At 65.3% G+C, this 20,615-nt stretch carries 16 protein-coding genes and 5 tRNA genes; 17 read left to right on the forward strand and 4 right to left on the reverse strand.

Annotated elements, in window-relative coordinates; genetic code table 11:
• Window positions 1-3 precede the first annotated feature (3 nt).
• Window positions 4-1,122, reverse strand: a complete 1,119-nt coding sequence (locus GQ464_RS17470; protein WP_166982023.1) for an ISAs1 family transposase — start codon at window positions 1,120-1,122, stop codon at window positions 4-6.
• Window positions 1,123-1,296: 174 nt separating this feature from the next.
• On the opposite strand from GQ464_RS17470, the gene GQ464_RS17475 reads away from it, so the two are divergent.
• The 17 genes from GQ464_RS17475 (at window position 1,297) to GQ464_RS17555 (ending at window position 16,789) form a co-directional block, all read left to right on the forward strand.
• A tRNA-Thr gene (locus GQ464_RS17475) sits at window positions 1,297-1,368 on the forward strand.
• Between the two features lie 89 nt (window positions 1,369-1,457).
• Window positions 1,458-1,540: transfer RNA gene (locus GQ464_RS17480), tRNA-Tyr, on the forward strand.
• 75 nt (window positions 1,541-1,615) lie between these two features.
• Window positions 1,616-1,688, forward strand: a tRNA-Gly gene (locus GQ464_RS17485).
• A gap of 218 nt (window positions 1,689-1,906) precedes the next feature.
• Window positions 1,907-1,978, forward strand: a tRNA-Thr gene (locus GQ464_RS17490).
• A gap of 115 nt (window positions 1,979-2,093) precedes the next feature.
• Window positions 2,094-3,290, forward strand: a complete 1,197-nt coding sequence (gene tuf / locus GQ464_RS17495) for an elongation factor Tu (RefSeq protein WP_228350410.1) — start codon at window positions 2,094-2,096, stop codon at window positions 3,288-3,290.
• A gap of 34 nt (window positions 3,291-3,324) precedes the next feature.
• Window positions 3,325-3,397: transfer RNA gene (locus GQ464_RS17500), tRNA-Trp, on the forward strand.
• A 29-nt stretch (window positions 3,398-3,426) separates the two neighbouring features.
• The gene (secE, locus tag GQ464_RS17505) at window positions 3,427-3,609 is read left to right on the forward strand and encodes a preprotein translocase subunit SecE (RefSeq protein ID WP_166980541.1); all 183 of its coding nucleotides are present in this window, start codon (window positions 3,427-3,429) and stop codon (window positions 3,607-3,609) included.
• 34 nt (window positions 3,610-3,643) lie between these two features.
• Window positions 3,644-4,195 carry a transcription termination/antitermination protein NusG gene (gene nusG / locus GQ464_RS17510; protein ID WP_166980543.1) on the forward strand — a complete coding sequence of 184 codons (552 nt, stop codon included), beginning with the start codon at window positions 3,644-3,646 and terminating at the stop codon, window positions 4,193-4,195.
• A 138-nt stretch (window positions 4,196-4,333) separates the two neighbouring features.
• The gene (rplK, locus tag GQ464_RS17515) at window positions 4,334-4,774 is read left to right on the forward strand and encodes a 50S ribosomal protein L11 (protein ID WP_166980545.1); all 441 of its coding nucleotides are present in this window, start codon (window positions 4,334-4,336) and stop codon (window positions 4,772-4,774) included.
• 99 nt (window positions 4,775-4,873) lie between these two features.
• Window positions 4,874-5,584, forward strand: a complete 711-nt coding sequence (gene rplA / locus GQ464_RS17520) for a 50S ribosomal protein L1 (protein ID WP_166980547.1) — start codon at window positions 4,874-4,876, stop codon at window positions 5,582-5,584.
• Between the two features lie 74 nt (window positions 5,585-5,658).
• Window positions 5,659-6,189 (forward strand): 50S ribosomal protein L10, encoded by a 531-nt coding sequence (rplJ, locus tag GQ464_RS17525; protein WP_166980549.1) that lies wholly within the window; start codon window positions 5,659-5,661, stop codon window positions 6,187-6,189.
• 130 nt (window positions 6,190-6,319) lie between these two features.
• On the forward strand, window positions 6,320-6,700 hold the full coding sequence (rplL, locus tag GQ464_RS17530; protein ID WP_166980551.1) for a 50S ribosomal protein L7/L12: 381 nt from the start codon (window positions 6,320-6,322) through the stop codon (window positions 6,698-6,700).
• Window positions 6,701-6,960: 260 nt separating this feature from the next.
• Window positions 6,961-10,788, forward strand: coding sequence for a DNA-directed RNA polymerase subunit beta (gene rpoB, locus GQ464_RS17535; RefSeq protein WP_166980554.1), 3,828 nt, complete (start codon window positions 6,961-6,963; stop codon window positions 10,786-10,788).
• 97 nt (window positions 10,789-10,885) lie between these two features.
• Window positions 10,886-15,175: a DNA-directed RNA polymerase subunit beta' gene (gene rpoC / locus GQ464_RS17540; RefSeq protein ID WP_166980556.1), complete on the forward strand. Its 4,290-nt coding sequence runs from the start codon at window positions 10,886-10,888 to the stop codon at window positions 15,173-15,175.
• Window positions 15,176-15,338: 163 nt separating this feature from the next.
• On the forward strand, window positions 15,339-15,713 hold the full coding sequence (locus tag GQ464_RS17545) for a hypothetical protein (RefSeq protein ID WP_228350411.1): 375 nt from the start codon (window positions 15,339-15,341) through the stop codon (window positions 15,711-15,713).
• A 254-nt stretch (window positions 15,714-15,967) separates the two neighbouring features.
• Entirely contained in the window at window positions 15,968-16,477 is a 510-nt protein-coding gene (locus GQ464_RS17550; protein WP_166980558.1) for a hypothetical protein, read from the forward strand.
• 123 nt (window positions 16,478-16,600) lie between these two features.
• Window positions 16,601-16,789: a hypothetical protein gene (locus GQ464_RS17555; RefSeq protein ID WP_228350412.1), complete on the forward strand. Its 189-nt coding sequence runs from the start codon at window positions 16,601-16,603 to the stop codon at window positions 16,787-16,789.
• 198 nt (window positions 16,790-16,987) lie between these two features.
• On the opposite strand, the gene GQ464_RS17560 is transcribed toward GQ464_RS17555, so the two are convergent.
• Genes GQ464_RS17560 through GQ464_RS17570 form a run of 3 tightly spaced genes read right to left on the reverse strand, consistent with a single transcriptional unit; the run spans window position 16,988 to window position 20,598 of the window.
• Entirely contained in the window at window positions 16,988-18,193 is a 1,206-nt protein-coding gene (locus GQ464_RS17560; protein WP_166980562.1) for an endonuclease/exonuclease/phosphatase family protein, read from the reverse strand.
• Between the two features lie 38 nt (window positions 18,194-18,231).
• The gene (locus GQ464_RS17565) at window positions 18,232-19,530 is read right to left on the reverse strand and encodes an NHL repeat-containing protein (RefSeq protein ID WP_166980564.1); all 1,299 of its coding nucleotides are present in this window, start codon (window positions 19,528-19,530) and stop codon (window positions 18,232-18,234) included.
• A 3-nt stretch (window positions 19,531-19,533) separates the two neighbouring features.
• A complete protein-coding gene (locus tag GQ464_RS17570) occupies window positions 19,534-20,598 on the reverse strand; it encodes a PorV/PorQ family protein (RefSeq protein WP_228350413.1) in 1,065 nt (354 codons plus the stop codon).
• Window positions 20,599-20,615 lie beyond the last annotated feature (17 nt).

The following is a 20,615-nucleotide window of genomic DNA, read 5'->3' on the forward strand; positions in this document are numbered from 1 at the left end:
ATTCTAAATTCCGACGATCTGCGCCAGGAAGGCATCGTCCCAACCGGCCCGTTTTCGCTTCATGCGCAGACTCAACCGCTTCGTTTCGTCCTTGCGCAACAGGTTGAGCGCTAGCTGCCGCACCACCGCCATGTTCTGCCCCCCGTGATCGCGCCGAATACGGCTCTCATCCTCCCGAAACACCACATCGAGCACCCAGTGCAGCTGATTCTCAATGCCCCAGTGACTCCGGATGATATCCAGCATCTGCTCCGCTGTGGTCGCGAGGCTGCTGATGTAGAAGCGGCGCTCCAGACTCACGCCCTGCTGCGTGTGGCGCTCGTGTTCGACCATCACGAGGCTGTTCAGGTCACGCCACGCCTCGGCCTTGGGCACCCAGGCCACATCGGTCGAGATCCACAGCCGACGCACTTCCTTGCGCCCGTGCCCCAGGTCACAGCGCTCCGCGTAGGCGACCGGCATCGCCCGCCAGTGCCGCGTGCGCCCCTGCTCGAAGTAGGCCCGCACCTCACGGTGGAGCAGGCCCTGGTTGCCCTTCAGGGCCAACACGTAGTCCGCCCCCTGCGCGCAGATCGCTTCGGCAATCTCGGTCTGCGTGCCCATCGCATCGAGCGTCACAATGCAGCCTTCGAGGTCCAACACCTCCAGAAGCGCCGGAATCGCGGTAATCTCATTGCTCTTGGCCGAGACCTTCTCTTGCGCCAGCACCAGATGCTGCTCACACGCCCAGGCCGAGATCATGTGCAGGGCGGCCTTCGGGTCGTCTTTGTCGTAACTGCGGCGCAGCGTCTTGCCATCGATGGCAATGACCTCGCCGGCCGTCTGTTGGGCCAGCGCCTCCACCCAGCGTACGAAGCCGCGGGCGAAGGCCTCCGGGCAGATGGCGGCCAGGACGCGGCGGAAGGTGTCGCCCGAGGGCGTGCCATGTTTGAGGTCGAGCCGTTGGGTCAGCCAGGAGACTTTGGCCTGGGCGAACGTGGCGATGTCATCCCAGCCCTCAGCACCGGCAACAACGGCACAGAGGGCGATCACGAGCACGTGCTCGAGCCGGTGGCGTTTGCCCTGATCGCGTCGGGGGTCCTCAAGGTGGTCAAAATAGCGAATAAAGCAGGTCTCAGACATGAACGGAGGGGAGCAAACTGGAACGGCTGACGAACCGGCACAGCTTACGACATCCCAGGCCATTAACACTAGCCTATTTTAGAATGCGCTCGCCCTGTATTCCAGGCTCGGTTGACAGGGGAAAAGCACGTTCGTAAATTGGAAGTCTTGTCAGGCCTCGAACCGGCTGGAGCAGCTGGCGTAGCTCAACGGTAGAGCAGCTCACTTGTAATGAGCAGGTTGGGGGTTCGACTCCCTCCGCCAGCTCTTTACATTAAATTCTTGTCTTCAGCCGGCACAAGGTGCCTTTTTGCTCTTTAAAGCATCTGCTGTGGCGCATCGACGCGCCGCGAACGGGACAGGTACCGAAGCGGTCAACCGGGCTGGACTGTAAATCCAGTGGCTTTCGCCTTCGGAGGTTCGAATCCTCCCCTGTCCACTACGGCTGATGGCTCCCGGCCTCCGGCTCCCGGCTTCAGCCGGAACCGGCAGCCGGAGGGCGCCGGTTCGTAAGGCGGGAGTAGCTCAGTTGGTAGAGCATCAGCCTTCCAAGCTGAGGGTCGCGGGTTCGAATCCCGTCTCCCGCTCTTTTTATCCTTGTCATAGCGTTCATCCTCCGGGTGTCCGCTGTGGCGGGTGCCGTTGGGATGGGGCGGGCGCTGGCCCGGCGGATGTCGTCGGGATGGGGCGGGCTCCGATCCGGCAGGTTTCCGGTGTTGCCGTTGTCGGGATGACCGGATGCGCTGGGAACAGGCACCGGCAATAGCATGTGTTCGAAGAACGCGTGTTATTGCAAAAATGAAACGCCGCCTTAGCTCAGTGGTAGAGCACTTCCATGGTAAGGAAGGGGTCATCGGTTCAAATCCGATAGGCGGCTCACGCATGCGGCGTGTCCCGCCGGCAAAACGGGATGCGCTTTTTCGTGGGCGGGGGCGTTCTGGCGTCTTCGCCGGCTCGCGCTTCCATAACAGACACGTTATCCAAGGCAGACCATGGCAAAGGAACAGTTTGTTCGGAGCAAGCCGCACGTGAACGTGGGTACGATCGGGCACGTGGACCACGGCAAGACGACGCTGACGGCGGCCATCACGCAGGTGCTGGCCAAGCACGTGCAGGACCCGGCCAACCAGGTGCGCACCTTCGACTCGATCGACAACGCCCCCGAGGAGCGCGAGCGCGGCATCACGATCGCCACGGCGCACGTCGAGTACGCCACCGAGAAGCGCCACTACGCGCACGTCGACTGCCCCGGGCACGCCGACTACGTCAAGAACATGGTCACGGGGGCGGCGCAGATGGACGGGGCGATCCTGGTCGTGGCCGCCACCGACGGGCCGATGCCGCAGACGCGCGAGCACATCCTGCTGGCGCGCCAGGTGGGCGTGCCCTACATCGTGGTCTTTCTCAACAAGGTGGACCTGGTCGACGACGAGGAGCTGCTCGAGCTGGTCGAGATGGAGGTGCGCGAGCTGCTGGAGGCGTACGAGTTTCCGGGGGAGGAGGTGCCGGTGATCCGGGGTTCGGCGCTGAAGGCGCTCAACGGGGACCCGGAGGCCGAGCAGCAGATCCTGGCGCTGATGAACGCGGTCGACGAGTACATTCCGACGCCGGAGCGCGACATCGACAAGCCGTTTTTGATGCCGATCGAGGACGTGTTCTCGATCACGGGTCGCGGGACGGTTGTCACGGGCCGGATCGAGCGGGGCGTGATCAAGGTGGGCGAGCCGGTGGAGATCATCGGGATGCAGGAGGAGAAGCTGAGCTCGACCGTGACGGGGGTGGAGATGTTCCGGAAGCTGCTCGACCAGGGGCAGGCCGGGGACAACGTGGGTTTGCTCTTGCGCGGGATCGACAAGGACGAGGTCGAGCGGGGGATGGTCGTGTGCAAGCCGGGTTCGGTGACGCCGCACCGGGAGTTTGAGTGCGAGGTGTACGTGCTCTCGAAGGAGGAGGGGGGCCGCCACACGCCGTTTTTCCAGGGCTACCGTCCGCAGTTTTACTTCCGGACGACGGACGTGACGGGGGACATTCTCCTGCCCGAGGGAGTGGAGATGGTCATGCCGGGGGACAACACGCGCTTCAAGGTGAAGCTGATCGTGCCGGTGGCGATGGAGGAAGGGCTGCGCTTCGCCATCCGTGAGGGCGGGCGCACCGTCGGGGCCGGCGTCGTCACCAAAATCCTGGACTGAGTCGAAGTTCCGGGGCGCGGTGCCCTGGAATTTTACGGGCGTAGCTCAATTGGCAGAGCAGCGGTCTCCAAAACCGCAGGCTGCAGGTTCGAGTCCTGCCGCCCGTGCTGCATGCTGACATAGCGAGGTGAACGGAATGAACAAGGTCAAGGCGTACCTGGAAGAGGTCGTCAAAGAGATGCGGAAGGTGAGCTGGCCGGCCCGGCGCGAGCTGATTAGCAACACGGGGATCACGCTGCTGGCCACGCTCGTCATCTCCCTGTTCATCTTTGCCGTCGACCGGGTGATCAGCCAGGTGCTTGAATTTATTTACCGGTAGCGGGAGGCGGCTCCGCCGGGCGAATGGGATGGCCATGCAGAAGACAGAGAACATCCGAAAGTGGTACGTGCTGCGCACCTTCTCAGGACATGAGAAGAAGGTGAAGGCCTATCTGGAGCGGGAAATCGAGCGGCTGGGCCTGCAGGATAAGATCACCGACATCATGATCCCGACGGAGACGGTCTTCGAGATGCGCGGCGGCAAGAAGCGGACGCGCGAGAAAACCTTTTTCCCCGGTTACGTCTTGCTTCACTGTGTGCTGGACAACGAGTTGCAGCACGTGATCTCGAACGTGCCCTCGGTCGTCGGTTTTCTGACCACCGGCGATCAGCCCACCCCGCTGCGCCCGGACGAGGTCAACCGCATCCTGGGCAAGGTGGACGAAGCGCGGGAGATGGGGGAGCAGCCCGAAATCCCCTTCAAGCCGGGCGATGCCGTCAAGGTGGTCGATGGGCCGTTCAACAACTTCACCGGCTTCGTCGAGGAAGTCTATCCGGACAAGATGAAGGTCAAGGTGATGGTCTCCATCTTTGGCCGCAAGACCCCTCTAGAGCTCGACTATCTCCAGGTGGAGCACGAGGAGTAGCGCTCCCCGGATGAAGCTTGCGTGGATGCGGAACCCCGGTCCGCGGCGGGGCATAGAACGCGGCCCTTTCATCTGTACACACCGTAACCCTGAGGCGGGAGCCTGCCCCCGGCGGGCGTTCGAACCGCATACGAACCCATGGCAAAGAAGGTAGAAGGTTACATCAAGTTGCAGGTCAAGGCGGGCCAGGCGAACCCGGCACCGCCCATCGGCCCGGCGCTCGGGCAGCATGGCGTCAACATCATGGAGTTCTGCAAGCAGTTCAACGCTGCGACGCAGGACCGGATGGGCCTCCTGCTGCCCGTCGTGATCACCGTCTACACCGACAAGTCTTTTTCTTTCATCGTCAAGAGCCCGCCGGCGGCGGTGCTGTTGAAGAAGGCGGCCGGCATCGAATCCGGCGCGGCGGACCCGCTGCGCGAGCGGGTCGGAACCGTCACCTGGGAGCAGTGCCGGGAGATCGCCCGGCAGAAGATGAACGACCTGAACGCCTACGACCTGGACAAGGCGGCCTCGATGATCGCCGGCACGGCCCGTTCGATGGGGATCAAGGTCGAAGGGCGCCCGGAAAGCGTCTGACGGGGGGCCGGTCCGGGATCGCCCTCCTGTAGAAAGCCTCAACCGGCGGGAGCCTGCCCGGCAGCGGCGGGCGTTTGAACCGCACAGATCGCACCGATCATGGCAAAGAAAGGGAAACGTTACCGTAAGCTCAAGGAGTTGATCGCGCAGGTCGATGGGCCGATCGACCTGGGCAAAGGGGTGGAACTCATCAAACAGACCGCCTCGGCCCGTTTCAACGAGTCGGTTGACATCGACGTCCGGCTCGGGGTGGACCCGCGCCACGCCGATCAGATGGTGCGCGGCACGGCCGTCTTGCCGCACGGTACCGGCAAAGAGGTGCGCGTGCTCGTCCTGACCGACGAGGGCAAGCAGGCCGAGGCCCGGGAAGCCGGCGCCGACTACGTAGGGCTCGACGACTACATCGAAAAGATTCAGAAAGAAGGCTGGGTCGATTTCGACGTCGTGATTGCCTCGCCCGACGTGATGCCCAAGGTGGGACGTCTCGGGCGCATCCTCGGGCCGCGCGGCCTGATGCCCAACCCCAAGAGCGGTACCGTCACGATGGACATTGCGCAGGCCGTCAAGGAGGTCAAGGCCGGCAAGATCGATTTCCGCGTGGACAAGTTCGGCAACCTGCATACCGCCATCGGCAAGGCGTCCTTTGCGCCGGAGCAGTTGCGGGAGAACGCGGAGGCGTTCCTCCGGGAGGTGCTTCGCCTGCGTCCGGCTTCGGCCAAGGGGACCTACGTCCGCTCGATCACCCTTTCGACGACGATGGGGCCGGGCATCCATCTGGATCGCGGTGAAGTCCTGAACGCGTTACGCTAGTCATCCGCCGGGCGTGTGGCCGGGCGCCGGGGCCGGTGCCCGCGCAAAGCGCCGGGCGAAGCGAGGAAAGAGGCATGGCACTGACAAGAGAACAGAAGGCGGTGGCCGTCGAGGCCTTGCAGGAGAAGCTCCGGGCCACCCCCACCATCTACCTGACCGATTATGCGGGCCTGACCGTGGAGCAGGCCAACACCCTGCGCAACCGGTTCCGGGAAGCCGGCGTCGAGTTCCGGGTGATCAAGAACACGCTCCTGCGCCTGGCCATGGAGAAGGTGGGCGGCTACGAGGAGCTCTTCGACCACCTGCACGGTCCCACGGCGGTGGCCTTCAGCGAGGAGCCGGCCGCCCCGGCCCGCGTCATCAAGCGCTACCTCGAAGAAACCAGCCTGGAGCGACCCGCCCTGAAAGGGGCTTTCGTCGACGGCGCCGTCTTTCACGAGGATGCGCTGGAAGCCCTGGCGGCCCTCAAATCCAAGGATGAACTCATCGGGGACATCCTCGGGTTGCTGCTGGCCCCGATCACGAACGTCGTGGGAGGGCTCCAGGCGCAGGGCGGCAACCTCGTCGGGGCGCTCAAGACGATCGCCGAGCGTGGCGAGGCCTGAACGCATGCGGATTGTGGAAGGAGGCTTCCGGGCGTCCGTCTGCGATCCATCATCCCAAACCCACACCAACCCTTAATCGGCAACGCAGTCCCCGCGGGGACAGAGACCGTTGCAGGAAACGGAGGACATCATGGCAGACATCAAACAACTCGCGGAGCAGCTGGTCAACCTGACCATCAAAGAGGCCAACGAGCTGGCCAAACTGCTCGAAGAAGAGTACGGCATCAAGCCGGCGGCGGCCGCGGTGGCCGTGGCCGGTCCGGCCGGCGGCGACGGTGCCGCGGCGGCCGCCGAGGAGAAGACCGAGTTCGACGTGATCCTCACCGGCGTCGGGGACAAGAAGATCAACGTCATCAAGGAGGTGCGCGCCATCACCGGGCTGGGCCTGAAGGAGGCCAAGGACGTGGTGGAAGGCGTGCCGAGCCCGATCAAGGAGGGCGTCTCGAAGGAGGAGGCCGAACAGATCAAGGCCAAGCTCGAGGAGGCCGGTGCCACGGTCGAGATCAAGTGAGCGGGCCGCCTGCTTGCTCACAACGTCGCACAGCGAAGGCCGGCCCTGTCTGCGGGGACCGGCTTTCGCGGCTTATATCCGGCCACCCGCTTCGGAGACGGAGCCGGGCCTGAACAGCTTTCGGTGAAACAAGAGGATAGCGATGGCGTTCACTCCCCGATACGCCTTTCTCGATACCCGAACCTGATGCCCCTGTCGGCGTACGTTCGCCTCGCCTTCCCACTGCATCGCGTTACCAACCCACGGTATCCACTCAGCTTATGCAAAACGCCCATGGCCAGGCGGAACGACACAGTTTCGCCCGCATTCGCTCCGTTCAAGATTACCCGGACTTTCTCGAGGTTCAACTCCAATCCTTCCGTGACTTTGTACAAGACGACGTAGCGCCCGAAGAGCGCGAGGACATCGGCCTGCAGGCCGTCTTTCAGGAGCACTTCCCGATTCAGGACAGCCGCGAGCGCTACACGCTCGAGTTCATCCACTACACACTCGACGCGCCGAAGCATTCCGTCGAGGAGTGTATCGCGCAGGGGCTGACCTACTCGGTGCCGTTGAAGGCCAAGCTCCGGCTCTCGAGCAAGGAAGACGAAGACGAGGACGAGGCCGAGGAGGCCATCGAGCAGGAGGTGTACCTGGGCAACCTGCCGTTCATGACCGAGCGCGGCACGTTCGTCATCAACGGGGCCGAGCGCGTGGTCGTCTCGCAGCTGCACCGCAGCCCCGGCGTCTTCTTCGGCCAGAGCGTCCACCCCAACGGGACGGAGCTCTTCTCGGCCCGCGTCATTCCCTTCCGGGGGTCGTGGATCGAGTTCTCCACGGACGTCAGCGACGTCATGTGGGCCTACATCGACCGGAAGAAGAAGCTGCCCGTGACGACGCTGCTGCGGGCCCTCGGCTACTCCACCAACGCCGAGATCATCCAGCTCTTCGACCTGGCCGACGAGCACGACGTCCGGACCAAGAAGAGTTTCGAGAAGGTGATCGGGCGCCGGATCGCCACGTCGCTCACCGTCGAGCGGCAGGTGGAGCTCATCGATGAGGATACCGGCGAGGTGATCGAGGAACGCACCGAGCGCGAGGTCATCCTCCCGGCCGGCACCGAGCTGAAGGAAGAGCACTACGACACGCTCAAGGAGATGGGCGTCGAGGTCGTCTACCTGTTGCGGGAAGGACAGGAAGACGATGAGCTCGACCGGTCGACGCTGCTCAACACGCTCAAGCGGGACCCGACGCACTCGACCGAGGAGGCGCTCGCCTACCTGTACTTCCAGCTGCGCGGCACCGAGGCCCCCGACCTCGACACCGCCCGCGGGGTGCTCGAGCGCCTCTTCTTCAGCGAAAAACGCTACGACCTGGGCGAGGTCGGGCGCTACCGCATCAACAAGCGGCTCCGGATCGAGGAATCGCTCGAGACGCTGACGCTGACGCGCAACGACATCGTCGCCATCATCCGCGAGCTGATCCTGCTCAAGAACGGCAAGAGCACCGTCGACGACATCGACCACCTGGGCAACCGGCGCGTGCGCACCGTGGGGGAGCAGCTGGCGGCGCAGTTCTCGCTCGGGCTGGCCCGCATGGCCCGCACCATCAAGGAGCGGATGAACCTCCGCGACGCGGAGAACTTCACGCCACAGGACCTGGTCAACGCCCGCACCGTCTCGAGCGTCATCAACACGTTCTTCGGAACGAACCAGCTCAGCCAGTTCATGGACCAGACCAACCCGCTGGCCGAGCTGACGCACAAGCGCCGCATGAGCGCCCTGGGCCCCGGCGGGCTCACGCGCGAGCGGGCCGGCTTCGAGGTGCGTGACGTTCACTACACCCACTACGGTCGCCTCTGCCCCATCGAGACGCCGGAAGGGCCGAACATCGGCCTGATCTCGTCCCTGTGCGTGCATGCCCGCATCAACGACTTCGGCTTCATCGAGACGCCCTACCGCGTCGTGCGCAACGGCAGGGTGACCGACGAGATCCGGTACCTGACGGCCGAGGAGGAGGACAACGCCATGATCGCGCAGGCCAACGCGCCGATCGACGCGCAGGGCAACTTCCTCAACAAGTACGTCAAGTGCCGCTACAAGGGCGACTTCCCGATCGCGGAGCCGGAAGAGATCCAGTACATGGACATCAGCCCGAACCAGATCGTCTCGCCGGCGGCCAGCCTGATCCCGTTCCTGGAGCACGACGACGCCAACCGTGCGCTCATGGGCTCGAACATGCAGCGCCAGGCCGTGCCGCTGCTGCGGCCGGAGGCGCCCATCGTCGGCACCGGCCTCGAGGAACGGGTGGCCCTGGACTCCCGCGCCGTGCTCGTGGCTGAAGGCGACGGCGTCGTCGAATACGTCGACGCCACCCGCATCGTCATCCGCTATGACCAGGACGAGGAAGACGCCGAGCTGGCCTTCGAGGAGCCCGTCGTCACGTACCACCTGACCAAGTTCCGCCGGACGAACCAGGACACGAGCATCAACCAGAAGCCCATCGTCAGGGTCGGGCAGCGCGTCAGCAAGGGCACGCCGCTCACCGAAGGCTTCTCGACCGACAAGGGCGAGCTGGCCCTGGGCAAGAACGTGCTCGTGGCTTTCATGCCCTGGCGCGGCTACAACTTCGAGGACGCCATCGTCATCTCGGAGCGCCTCGTGGCCGAGGACGTCTACACCTCGGTGCATATCGAGGAGTTCGAACTGCAGGTGCGCGACACCAAGCGCGGCGAGGAGGAACTCACACGGGAGATCCCGAACGTCTCCGAGGAGGCCACGAAAGACCTCGACGAGCGCGGCATCATCCGCGTCGGCGCCGAGGTGAAGGCCGGCGACATCATCGTCGGCAAGATCACGCCGAAGGGCGAGACCGACCCGACCCCCGAGGAGAAACTGCTCCGCGCCATCTTCGGCGACAAGGCCGGCGACGTCAAGGACGCCTCGCTGAAGGCGCCGCCGGGCATGAAGGGCGTCGTCATCGACACGAAGCTCTTCAGCCGCCGCCGCCTCGACCCGGCCTCGAAGAAGCTGGAGCAGGAACGCCTGGCCGAGATCGACGAGCACTTCGAGAAGAGCGTCGCCGACCTCAACCGCAAGTTCTGGGAACGTTTCTTCCGGCTGGTGGAAGGCCGGACGGCGGCCTACGTGGAGGACCGCGAGGGCAACGTGCTCGTCTCCGAAGGGGCCAAGATCACGAAGGAGGCCTTCGACGGCATCACCCCGAACCGCCTCAACGGCCGCATCGACTACACCGACGACCCGGATGTCAACCGGAAGGTCCGCAAGCTCTTCCGCAACTACGAACGGCTCTACCGCCGGATCGAGGGCGAGGCCAAGCGAGAGAAGCACCAGGTGCAGATGGGCGACGAACTGCCCCCCGGCATCGTGCAGCTCGCCAAGGTCTACATCGCCCGCAAGCGCAAGATCCAGGTGGGGGACAAGATGGCCGGACGCCACGGCAACAAGGGTGTCGTGGCCAAGATCGTCCCCGTCGAGGACATGCCGTTCCTGGAGGACGGCACCCCGGTGGACATCGTGCTCAACCCGCTGGGCGTGCCCAGTCGTATGAACCTGGGCCAGATCTACGAGACGCTCCTGGGCTGGGCCGGCAAGAAGCTCGGGGTCAAGTTCGCCACCCCCATCTTCGACGGCGCCACGCTCGACGACGTCGCCGAGTGGATGGAGAAAGCCGGCCTGCCCGCGGACGGCCGGACGCAGCTCTACGACGGGCGCACCGGCGAGCCGTTCGACCAGAAGACGACCGTCGGCTACATCTACATGCTCAAGCTCAGCCACCTGGTCGAGGACAAGATCCACGCCCGCTCGATCGGCCCCTACAGCCTCATCACGCAGCAGCCGCTCGGCGGGAAGGCCCAGTTCGGCGGCCAGCGCCTGGGCGAGATGGAGGTGTGGGCCCTCTATGCCTACGGTGCCGCGCACACGCTGCAGGAGATGCTCACCTACAAGTCGGACGATGTGCAGGGCCGCTCCAAGGCCTATGAGGCCATCGTCAAGGGGGAGAACATGCCGGAAGCCGGAACGCCGGAAAGCTTCAACGTGCTCGTGCGCGAGCTGCAGGGCCTCGGTCTCGAGGTGAAACTCGACTAATTGCGGAATGCGGAATGCGGGAGGCGGGGCGGCCCGGGGTCGCGCCGCCTCCCGACGACCCCATCCGAAATCCGAAATCCGAAATCCGCAATCGATCATGCCTTACGGAAAGACCCAGAAGATCAAGAAGAACTTCAGCAGCATCACCATCAGCCTGGCTTCTCCGGAGAGCATTCTGGAGCGGTCCTACGGCGAGGTGCTCAAGCCCGAAACGATCAACTACCGGTCGTTCAAGCCGGAGAAGGACGGGCTGTTCTGCGAGAAGATCTTCGGCCCGGTCAAGGACTGGGAGTGCCATTGCGGCAAATACAAGCGCATCCGGTACAAGGGGATCATCTGTGACCGGTGCGGCGTCGAGGTGACGCAGAAGGCCGTGCGGCGCGAGCGCATGGGGCACATCACGCTCAGCGTCCCCGTCGTCCACATCTGGTACTTCAAGACGCTGCCGAACAAGATCGGGCACCTGCTCGGGCTGCGCTCGAAGGACCTCGAAAAGATCATCTACTACGAGAACTACGTCGTCATCCAGCCCGGCGAGGCGGCCAAGCTGGGGGTCGAGCCCGGGCAGCTCCTCTCCGAGGACGAATATTTCAACATCCTCTACCAGATCCGGGAGGACAACAACCGCCTGGACGACGACGACCCGGAGAAGTTCGTCGCCAAGATCGGGGGCGAGGCCATCGAGATGATGCTCAAACGGCTGGACCTGAACCGGCTCTCGCAGGAGCTGCGCTTTCAGGTCAAGACCGAGACGAGCCAGCAGCGCAAGAGCGAGGCCCTGAAACGCCTGGCCGTGGTGGAGGCGTTCCGGGAGGCCAACCGGAAGATGGAAAACCGGCCGGAGTGGATGGTCATGCGGGTCATCCCGGTCATCCCGCCGGAGCTGCGCCCGCTCGTCCCGCTCGAAGGCGGCCGCTTCGCCACGAGCGACCTGAACGACCTCTACCGCCGCGTCATCATCCGCAACAACCGCCTCAAGCGGCTCATCGACATCAAGGCGCCCGAGGTCATCCTGCGCAACGAGAAGCGCATGCTGCAGGAGGCCGTCGATTCCCTCTTCGACAACAGCCGGAAGGCCAACGCCGTCCGCTCGGACTCGAACCGCGCCCTCAAGAGCCTCAGCGACATGCTCAAGGGCAAGCAGGGGCGGTTCCGGCAGAACCTGCTCGGCAAGCGCGTCGACTACTCGGGCCGCAGTGTGATCGTCGTCGGGCCGGAGCTGGAACTGCACCAGTGCGGGCTGCCGAAGGAGATGGCCGTCGAGCTGTTCAAGCCGTTCATCATCCGCAAGCTCATCGAGCGCGGCATCGTCAAGACGGTCAAGAGTGCCAAAAAGGTGGTCGACCGCCGCACGGCCGACGTGTGGGACATCCTGGAGAAGGTGATCGAGGGACGGCCGGTGCTGCTGAACCGTGCCCCGACGCTGCACCGCCTGGGCATCCAGGCCTTCCAGCCGGTGCTCATCGAAGGGAAGGCCATCCAGCTGCACCCGCTCGTCTGTACGGCCTTCAACGCCGACTTCGACGGCGACCAGATGGCCGTGCACGTGCCGTTGAGCCATGATGCCTGCCTGGAGGCGCTGGTGCTGATGCTCTCGAGCCACAACATCCTGAGCCCGGCCCACGGCGGTCCCATCGCCGTGCCGACGCAGGACATGGTGCTCGGCCTCTACTACATGACCAAGGCGCGCGCGGGGGTCAAGGGAGAAGGGATGGCCTTTAGCAGCACGACCGAAGTGCGCCAGGCCTACGATCAGAAGGTGGTGGACCTGCACGCCCGCATCCGGGTACGCCTCGACGGGGAGGGACTCATCGACACCACCGTCGGGCGGGTGCTCTTCAACGAGGTCGTGCCCGAGGGCGTCGGCTTCATCAACGAGGTGCTCACCAAGAAGAACCTCCGCACGATCATCGGGCGGGTGCTCAAGGCCACCGGCTTCCCGCAGACGGCCCGCTTCCTGGATGCCATCAAGGAGCTCGGCTTCGAGATGGCCACCACGGCCGGCCTCACCTTCTCGCTTTCGGACATCGTCGTGCCCGAGGCAAAGGAGAAGCTCATCGCCGAGGCCAACCAGGAGGTGGAGAAGGCCCGGCAGAATTACGCCATGGGCTTCATCACGGAGAACGAGCGCTACAACCAGGTCATCGACATCTGGACGCGCACGAACAACCGTGTCTCGGAGGTGCTCTTCGAAGCCCTGAAAAACGACCGGGACGGCTTCAACGCCATCTACATGATGGCCGATTCGGGCGCCCGAGGGTCGAAGGAGCAGATCCGCCAGCTCGGCGGCATGCGCGGCCTGATGGCCAAGCCCCAGAAGAGCCTCGTCGGCTCGGCCGGCGAGATCATCGAGAACCCGATCATCTCGAACTTCAAGGAAGGCCTCTCCGTGCTCGAGTACTTCATCTCGACGCACGGCGCCCGCAAGGGCCTGGCCGACACCGCGCTGAAGACCGCCGACGCCGGCTACCTGACGCGCCGCCTCGTCGATGTGGCGCAGGATGTGGTCGTCACGCAGCACGATTGCGGCACGCTGCGCGGCATCCGCATCTCGGCCCTGAAGGACAACGAGGACATCGTCGAGCCGCTGGCGGACCGCATCCTGGGCCGCGTGTCGGTGCACGACGTCATCGACCCGCTCAACGGCGAACTCATCGTGTCGGCCAATGAGCTGATCGACGAAGAGAAGGCCCGCCGGATTTCGGAGACCTCCATCGAAGAGGTCGAGATCCGCTCGGCGCTCACGTGCGAGAGCCGCCGGGGCATCTGCGCGCTCTGCTACGGGCGCAACCTGGCCACGGGTCGCCTGGTGGAGGTCGGCGAGGCCGTCGGGGTCGTCGCGGCCCAGTCCATCGGTGAGCCGGGCACGCAGCTGACGCTCCGCACCTTCCACATCGGCGGGGCGGCCAGCCGCATCTCGGCCGAAAGCACGATCAAGTCGAAGTTCGCCGGCAAGGTGGTTTTCGAAAACCTGCGCATCGTCGACTTCGACGACGGCGAGCGGCAGCGCGACGTGGTGCTCTCGCGCCAGGGAGAGGTCAAGATCGTGGACCCCGAGGACGGGCGGCAGCTCGTCGCCTACGTCATCCCCTACGGGGCCGAGGTGCTCGTCGAAGACGGGCAGATGGTGGAAAAGGACACCGTGCTGGCCTCGTGGGACCCCTACAACAGTGTCATCCTCTCGGAGGTCTCCGGTACGGTCACCTTCCAGGACATCATCGAAGGCACCACCTACCGCGAAGAGTCGGACGAGCAGACCGGCTACCGCGAGAAGGTGATCATCGAGAGCCGCGAGCGTAACCTGACGCCCGCGATCCTGATCGACACGGGCGAGGCCCTGCGCGAATACCCGCTGCCGGTACGCGCACGCCTCCAGGTGGACGAAGGCGACACGGTGCAGGCCGGCCAGATCCTGGCCAAGATCCCGCGCCAGACCGCCAAGACGCGCGACATCACCGGCGGCCTGCCGCGCGTGACGGAACTCTTCGAAGCCCGCACCCCGAACGACCCCGCCGTCGTCAGCGAGATCGACGGCGTCGTCAGCTTCGGCGGGCGTAAGCGCGGGGCGCAGGAGGTGATCGTCACCAGCCGGGACGGAAGCGAGCAGCGCAGCTATCTCGTCCCGCTCTCGAAGCACCTGCTCGTACACGAGAACGACTTCGTCCGCGCCGGCGACCCGCTCTCCGACGGGCAGATCTCGCCCCAGGACATCCTCTCCATCCTCGGCCCGCGGGCCGTGCAGGAGTACCTCGTCAACGAGATCCAGGAAGTCTACCGCCTCCAGGGCGTGACCATCAACGACAAGCACATCGAGGTGATCGTCCGCCAGATGATGCAAAAGGTGAAGGTCGTCGACCCGGGCGATACCAGCCTGCTCGAAGAGGACTACGTGGACCGGTTCGTCCTCGAAGAACTCAATGACAACCTCTACGACAAGTTCGTCGTCACCGATCCGGGGGATTCCGAACTGCAGATCGGAGAGATCGTGGACCGGCGCCGCCTGCGCGAGGTCAACTCCGAGATGAAACGGCGCGACATGAAGCCGGTGCTCGTGCGCGAGACGCAGCCCGCCGTGGCCGACCCCATCCTGCTCGGCATCACGCAGGCCGCCCTCTCGACCGACTCCTTCATCTCGGCCGCCTCCTTCCAGGAGACGACGAAGGTGCTCACCGACGCGGCGATCCATGCCAAGACGGACCCGCTGTTCGGGCTCAAGGAGAACGTCATCGTCGGCCATCTCATTCCGGCCGGCACGGGCCAGCGGCGCTTCCGCGACCTGGTCGTCGGCTCGAAGAAAGAGCTGGCCGAGATCCAGGCCGCCGGCGATGGATCCGGCGAGGCCACCGACGGCAAACAGCCCGCAGAGACGGTCCGGACGTCCTCCTGAGACGACGCCCCGCTCGGTCAACCGGACCCGGTCCCCGGAAGGGGGCCGGGTCTTTTTTCGTACCGGTTTCACCGGGCAGACTGGCACGGGGTTGGCAACGGGCAAGACGCGCAACCATCCTCTCCCCGGCGATGTGAGACGTTTCACCAATCGGAGAAAGGTTATGCAAGGCAAGTCGATGATGCCCGTATGGCTGACGGTTGTGTCGGCGTTGTTCGTGGGGGCGTGCGCGTCGGCCCAGCCGGTGGCCCATCATCCGCATCGTGTGGATCGGGTCGTGGTGGTACATGCGCATCCGGGACCTGATCATGTGGTCATCGTCCGGAAAAAGCCGCCGAAGCCGCGCCGGGAAAAGTACCGTCATCGTCCTTCCCCGCGTCATGTCTGGATTCCGGGGTACTGGGCGTGGCATCGGGGCCGGTACGTGTGGAAGCACGGATACTGGGCGCTTCCGCCCCGTCCCGGGGCCGTCTGGGTGGCCACGCACTGGGCACCCTATCGCGACGGATGGGTCTTCGTGGCCGGGTACTGGCGCTGAGGTACACCTTCCCCCCGCAAGCGCAGACCCCGGTGTGCCGGCAGGGCCACCGGGGTTTTTGCATGTTTGACCCGGAAAAGACGATGAACTGTCCACTATAGAATACAATGTGCGGTCCGGTGAGGGATCCGGGGGGTGAGGGGTTTCGCTCCGGCGCGGCGGCCCGGGGTTTGCAGGGGGCTTCGGCAGACGCATCCGACCGGACCGGGACCTTTTCCCGCGAGCGGGTCATCATCAAACGAAGGGAGGAACCCATGAAAACAGGACGTACGATCGGGCTGGCGCTGATGCTGGTGCTGGCCGGGTGCAACATCGAGACCGTCGGGCCGGAAGGGCCGCCGGGACCGCCCGGCAACGCCAACGTTTTTACGCTCACCTTCACCTTCTCGATGGCCGATGCCGTCTTCAACGGGCCCGTTGCCTCGGTGCAGTACGAGGTGCCGGCCATCACCCGCTCGGTCGTCGACGAAGGGGCCGTGCTGCTCTTTTTCCGCGAACAGGGAACCTGGACGGCCATGCCCTACACTTTTGCCGTGGAATCTCCGGACCTGCCGGCCGTGGATTACACGATCTCGCTCGGCTTCGGCTATGACGTGCAGTTCCTGGAGGTCTTCTACGAGGCCTCGACGGAGGCTGCCCCGCTCGAAGACCAGCCGGACCGGCTCATGAAGGCGGTCGTCATCGACGGCTTCCCGGCCGGCAAAGCCCCCGTCGACCTGACGGACTATGAGGCCGTTCGCCGGTATTTCGGGCTGCCGGATTGAGGGGCGGGCTGCCGGAACAAGATGTGGAAAACTTCTCCCGGCGGATACTTTAAGAATGAAGGCCGTTGTCGATACTGTCGGAGCCACGTTAAGGTTGTTGTACCCGCAGGAAGGAGAACCTTCATGGACCGTTCAAGGCCCGAGAGCATGAGCCAGACGAAACGTGCCAACACCCCGCACATGCGGCAGGTCATTGCGGCTTTCTGCCGCACGGCCGTCGAAGATTACCGGCGGGCCGGCTGCCCCTTCGGGGCCGATGTCGACGGGATGCTGATCTGGTTCGAGTTCGGCCAGCACACCACCGGAAACTGATCGGCGCCTTGGATGGCCTGCAGGGCCTCGGGGCATCCAGCCTTTCGAAGCCTGTTGCTGCCCGCACAGGGGAGAAGGTTCCGGGACATTCCATCCCCGGGGCCTTCTCCCGTTATACCCGTTGCCGGGGCATGACGCGCCCGCGGCCGCGTTCAGATGACATGGCGAAAGCGTTGCCGGGAAGCCGGCGGCCGGGCTTCAGCGGACGTGCAGCAGGGGGCGGGAGGTTTGGCCGTTCGGGGTGCGCAGGTACACCATGTAGAGGCCGGACGGGCGCCCGGCGGCGTCGAAGTCGACGCGGTGAAAACCGGCCGGTAGGGGCCGGTCTACCAGCCGGGCCACCTCACGCCCGTAGGTGTCGTAGACGGCCAGCCGTACGGCCCCGGTCCGGGCCAGGGTGAAGGAGAGCGTCGTGCGGTCACGGAACGGGTGGGGGGCGGCGGTCAGGGCCGGGCCGTCTGGCACGCCGGGGATCGGCCGCGTCGTGGTGGCACGTGCGAAGTCGAACCGGGCGACGACGGGCAGGTGGTCCGACGTGGTGACGGTGTAGCTGCCGAGGGCGTCGAGCAGCGCCTCGTACCGTTCGGCCGAGCCCGGGACGTAGTGCGGCACCAGTTCGTCCGTGATCAGGATGTGATCGATCGTGGAGCCGGCCGCACAGGTGCTGCTGCTGCAAAAGGTGGCCTGGCCGGCCGCTTCCAGCGCGAGCGTGGGAAAGAAGTAATCGTCGGGGTCCTGGACGAAGTTGTCGTACGGGGAAGGCCGGCCCGGTGTGATCGAGTTGAGCAGCTCGTCGTTGAAGTCGCCCAGGACGATGACGGGAACGCCGGGGAGCAGGAAGTCGAGGCGGTTCTTGAGCCGTTGCGAGGCCTGGAGCCGCCGCTCGTAGGAAGCGAGGTCGCTGAAGGCCTTCATGTGGACGGTGATGAAGGTAACCGTGAGCGTCGTATCGCCCAGGGTGATGTCGGCTTCCAGTTGCAGCGGCGGGCGTCCGGCGAAGTCGGAGGCGAAGTCCGTCAGGATGTGGCCGTAGTTGCGGGGGCGAAGGAGGCCGGTTTTGTAGATGAAGCCGATGCGCTGGGTGCCGGATTCGGTGGCGAGCAGGCCGGCGTAGGTACTGCCCAGGCCGGCCAGCAGGGCATCGAAGTCGTCCGGGTCGGCGATTTCCTGCACGGCCCACAGGTCGACGGCCGCCTGTTCGATGACGGCCTGCACGTTGGCAAGCTGGAGGGGGTCGTCCGACGGGCCGTTTTGCGGGTCACCGAACCATTCGATGTTCCACGTGGCGACGTCGAACGTAGCGTCGGTCCCCTTCGGGGGGACGGACTGGGCGTGCAGCGGGCCGGCCGGGAGCCCGGTGAGCACGAGGCATCCGAGGAAAAAGACCAGGCGCCGTGGGTTCATGTGTTCAACCGTCAACCCGCCGTTTCCGGGGGGGTGTCTCATTCGAAATCCGTGTTCAGGCGGAAGCGTGCGATGCGGTTGTTGCCGCGGTCGGCCACGTAGACGATGCGGTCGAAGTAGCCGACGCCCATGGGGTCGCGAAACTGCCGGGCGCCGTCGCCCGTGCCGCCGAAGGAGACGACGACGGGGCGGGTGGAGGTGGCCCCGGGCGGGGGGGCTACGCCCTCGATCCCCTGTGCGGTGAAGACGAACAGGCTGTCCTTGCCGGCATCGGTCACGAAGAGGTAATTGGTGCCGTCGGCGGCGAACGTCAGGTCCGTCGGGTTCTCGAAGCGGAACTCGTCGTAGAGGAAGCCGTCGCCCCGGTCGGGGTTGGCCGCTACCTGGAGTTTTTCGGTGTCGGGGCGATACTCGGTGCCGTCGGGCGTCTCGACGGCGCGGATCGACAGGACGGCGAAACGCAGGCTGTCCCGTGTGGCGGGGTTCTCCGGGGTTTCGCCGTCGGGGTAGGGGGACTGGGCGATGAGGAAGTGTTTTTCGTTCGGGAAGAAGGCGCGCTGCGGCGGCTGCACGAACGTCATGACGTCGGCCGGATGGATGGCGCTGCGCAGGCTGGGCTGGGTGGGGTTGAGCGCGATGATGGCCTGCACGTTGATCCCGTCGGTGTTGAACTCGAGGACCGTATTGTGGGGCAGGATGACGGAGGTGCGGTCGTTGACCGGCCCGCGCCGGGCCACGTAGATGTTGTTGTTCGGCAGCACGGCGACGCCGGTGAAGGCTACCTGCTCGTCGGTGTCCAGCGGGTCGGGGCGGTTGAACCGGCGCGAGTCGTCGTCGAAGGGGTGCCAGATGAGGTCCACCAGCACCGGGGTGCCGGTGGAGAGGCCGTCGTAGTGGAGGACGACGGGCAGGTTCCAGGTGCGTCCGTTGACGGTCGTGTCTCGCCGGGCCGTCACGTAGACGTGGAGCCGGCGGTCCTGCGTCACGGAGGTGGCACCACCGGCGATGGGCACGAAGACGGCGGGGCGCCCGGCCCGGTCGAGCACGTGCAGCCCCCGGGCATCGGTCACGTAGATGAACTCGTCATAGCCGACGTACACGTCCGTGGGGGCTTCGAGCGGGTTTCCGTCGCCGCCCCGCGTGAAGAAGGGGAACAGCGGCACGTATTCGACCTCATTGATCAGGCCGGGCTCCGAGCGCCCGGCCTCGAAGATCTCGCGGGTGGTCTCGTCCGACTTCGAGCCCAGCAGGTCGTCACAGCCGGCTAGGGCGAGCGTCAGCAGCAGGATCGTCCAGGAACGCATCGCGTGGCCGGGAAGCATCGGGTTTCTATGCATACGTCAGCCTTTCAGGTTCAGCCCGATCCGGTGGACGGTACCCAGGCGTTCGAGCCGGTTGAAGCCGTAGTCGAAGCGGAGGTCCGGGCCGAGGTAGGGGATGTGCAGGCCCAGGCCCAGGCTCGGGAGGGTGAACTCCTCGACCCCGAAGCGGTAGCCCGCCCGCAGGGTCAGCGTCTCGTGCCAGACGTATTCGAGCCCGACGTTCCACGTTTCGGCGTTGTCGTTGGGGTTGTTCAGCTGGGCCGAGACGAACAGGTCGTTCCGGGCATCCCGGTGCAGCAGGTTGTAGGTGGCCCCGAAGAGGAACGTCGTGGGCGGGGTGATCGCGGCGAAGTCGGTTTCGATCACCTCGGACGGGTTGCCGATGACGGTGCGTCGCAGGCGGCCGCCGGGTCGGCCGTCGAAGCCGAAGTTGCGGATCGCGACGGCCATCTGGGCCCCCGTGTCGCCGATGCGGTAGAAGATGCCGAGGTCGAAGACGAGGGTCGAGGTGGTCAGTCCCGCCACGCTTTCCCGCACGTATTTGCCGGTGACGCCGTAGCTGAACAGGTCGGTCAGGCGCTGGGCGAGGGTCAGCCCGGCCGCCAGGTCGAAGAAGCGGAACCGCTCGCCCGTGCCGAAGGGCTGAAACTCGGTCGTCACGTCCATCTCGCCGGAATCCATCGTCTGCAGGCTGGCGCCGAGGGTCAGGCCGGTACCGCGCAGGGGGTACGCGACGGCCAGGAAGTCGAGCGTCACGCCGGCAAAGTAGGCGGTGTGGTGCAGCCCCACGTGGAGGCCGTCGAACTGGGCGGCCAGGGCCGGGTTCCAGAAGAGGGCGCCGGCATCGAAGGCGCTGGCCACGACGGTTTCGCCGAGGGCCGCCCCCCGGGCGTCGGCGGCGATTTTGAGGAACTGGAAGCCGGAGGTTCCCGCCCGGTCGCCGCCGAAGGAGGGCAGCACCTGCGCGGAGGCGGACGCCGGCAGCAGGAAGATCGCAAGCCCCAGCACGAGGCGGAGAACGTGCTGCCGGGGAGGGCGGGGCGACGGGTGGCCCCTTCTTTTTTCTTCCCGTCGTTTTTGCATGAACGGAGGCATCAGAT

The organism is Rhodocaloribacter litoris (assembly GCF_011682235.2).
GTDB classification, from domain to species: Bacteria; Bacteroidota; Rhodothermia; order Rhodothermales; family ISCAR-4553; genus Rhodocaloribacter; species Rhodocaloribacter litoris.

Coding starts and splice junctions, on each gene's coding strand:
- GQ464_RS17570 (WP_228350413.1), bottom strand. CDS start 20,598: ATGCAAAAACGACGGGAAGAAAAAAGAAGGGGCCACCCGTCGCCCCGC.
- nusG (WP_166980543.1), top strand. CDS start 3,644: ATGCAGAAGACAGAGAACATCCGAAAGTGGTACGTGCTGCGCACCTTC.
- GQ464_RS17560 (WP_166980562.1), bottom strand. CDS start 18,193: ATGAACCCACGGCGCCTGGTCTTTTTCCTCGGATGCCTCGTGCTCACC.
- GQ464_RS17555 (WP_228350412.1), top strand. CDS start 16,601: ATGGACCGTTCAAGGCCCGAGAGCATGAGCCAGACGAAACGTGCCAAC.
- GQ464_RS17550 (WP_166980558.1), top strand. CDS start 15,968: ATGAAAACAGGACGTACGATCGGGCTGGCGCTGATGCTGGTGCTGGCC.
- rpoB (WP_166980554.1), top strand. CDS start 6,961: ATGCAAAACGCCCATGGCCAGGCGGAACGACACAGTTTCGCCCGCATT.
- rplL (WP_166980551.1), top strand. CDS start 6,320: ATGGCAGACATCAAACAACTCGCGGAGCAGCTGGTCAACCTGACCATC.
- rpoC (WP_166980556.1), top strand. CDS start 10,886: ATGCCTTACGGAAAGACCCAGAAGATCAAGAAGAACTTCAGCAGCATC.
- GQ464_RS17470 (WP_166982023.1), bottom strand. CDS start 1,122: ATGTCTGAGACCTGCTTTATTCGCTATTTTGACCACCTTGAGGACCCC.
- rplA (WP_166980547.1), top strand. CDS start 4,874: ATGGCAAAGAAAGGGAAACGTTACCGTAAGCTCAAGGAGTTGATCGCG.
- tuf (WP_228350410.1), top strand. CDS start 2,094: ATGGCAAAGGAACAGTTTGTTCGGAGCAAGCCGCACGTGAACGTGGGT.
- GQ464_RS17565 (WP_166980564.1), bottom strand. CDS start 19,530: ATGCATAGAAACCCGATGCTTCCCGGCCACGCGATGCGTTCCTGGACG.
- rplK (WP_166980545.1), top strand. CDS start 4,334: ATGGCAAAGAAGGTAGAAGGTTACATCAAGTTGCAGGTCAAGGCGGGC.
- rplJ (WP_166980549.1), top strand. CDS start 5,659: ATGGCACTGACAAGAGAACAGAAGGCGGTGGCCGTCGAGGCCTTGCAG.
- secE (WP_166980541.1), top strand. CDS start 3,427: ATGAACAAGGTCAAGGCGTACCTGGAAGAGGTCGTCAAAGAGATGCGG.
- GQ464_RS17545 (WP_228350411.1), top strand. CDS start 15,339: ATGCAAGGCAAGTCGATGATGCCCGTATGGCTGACGGTTGTGTCGGCG.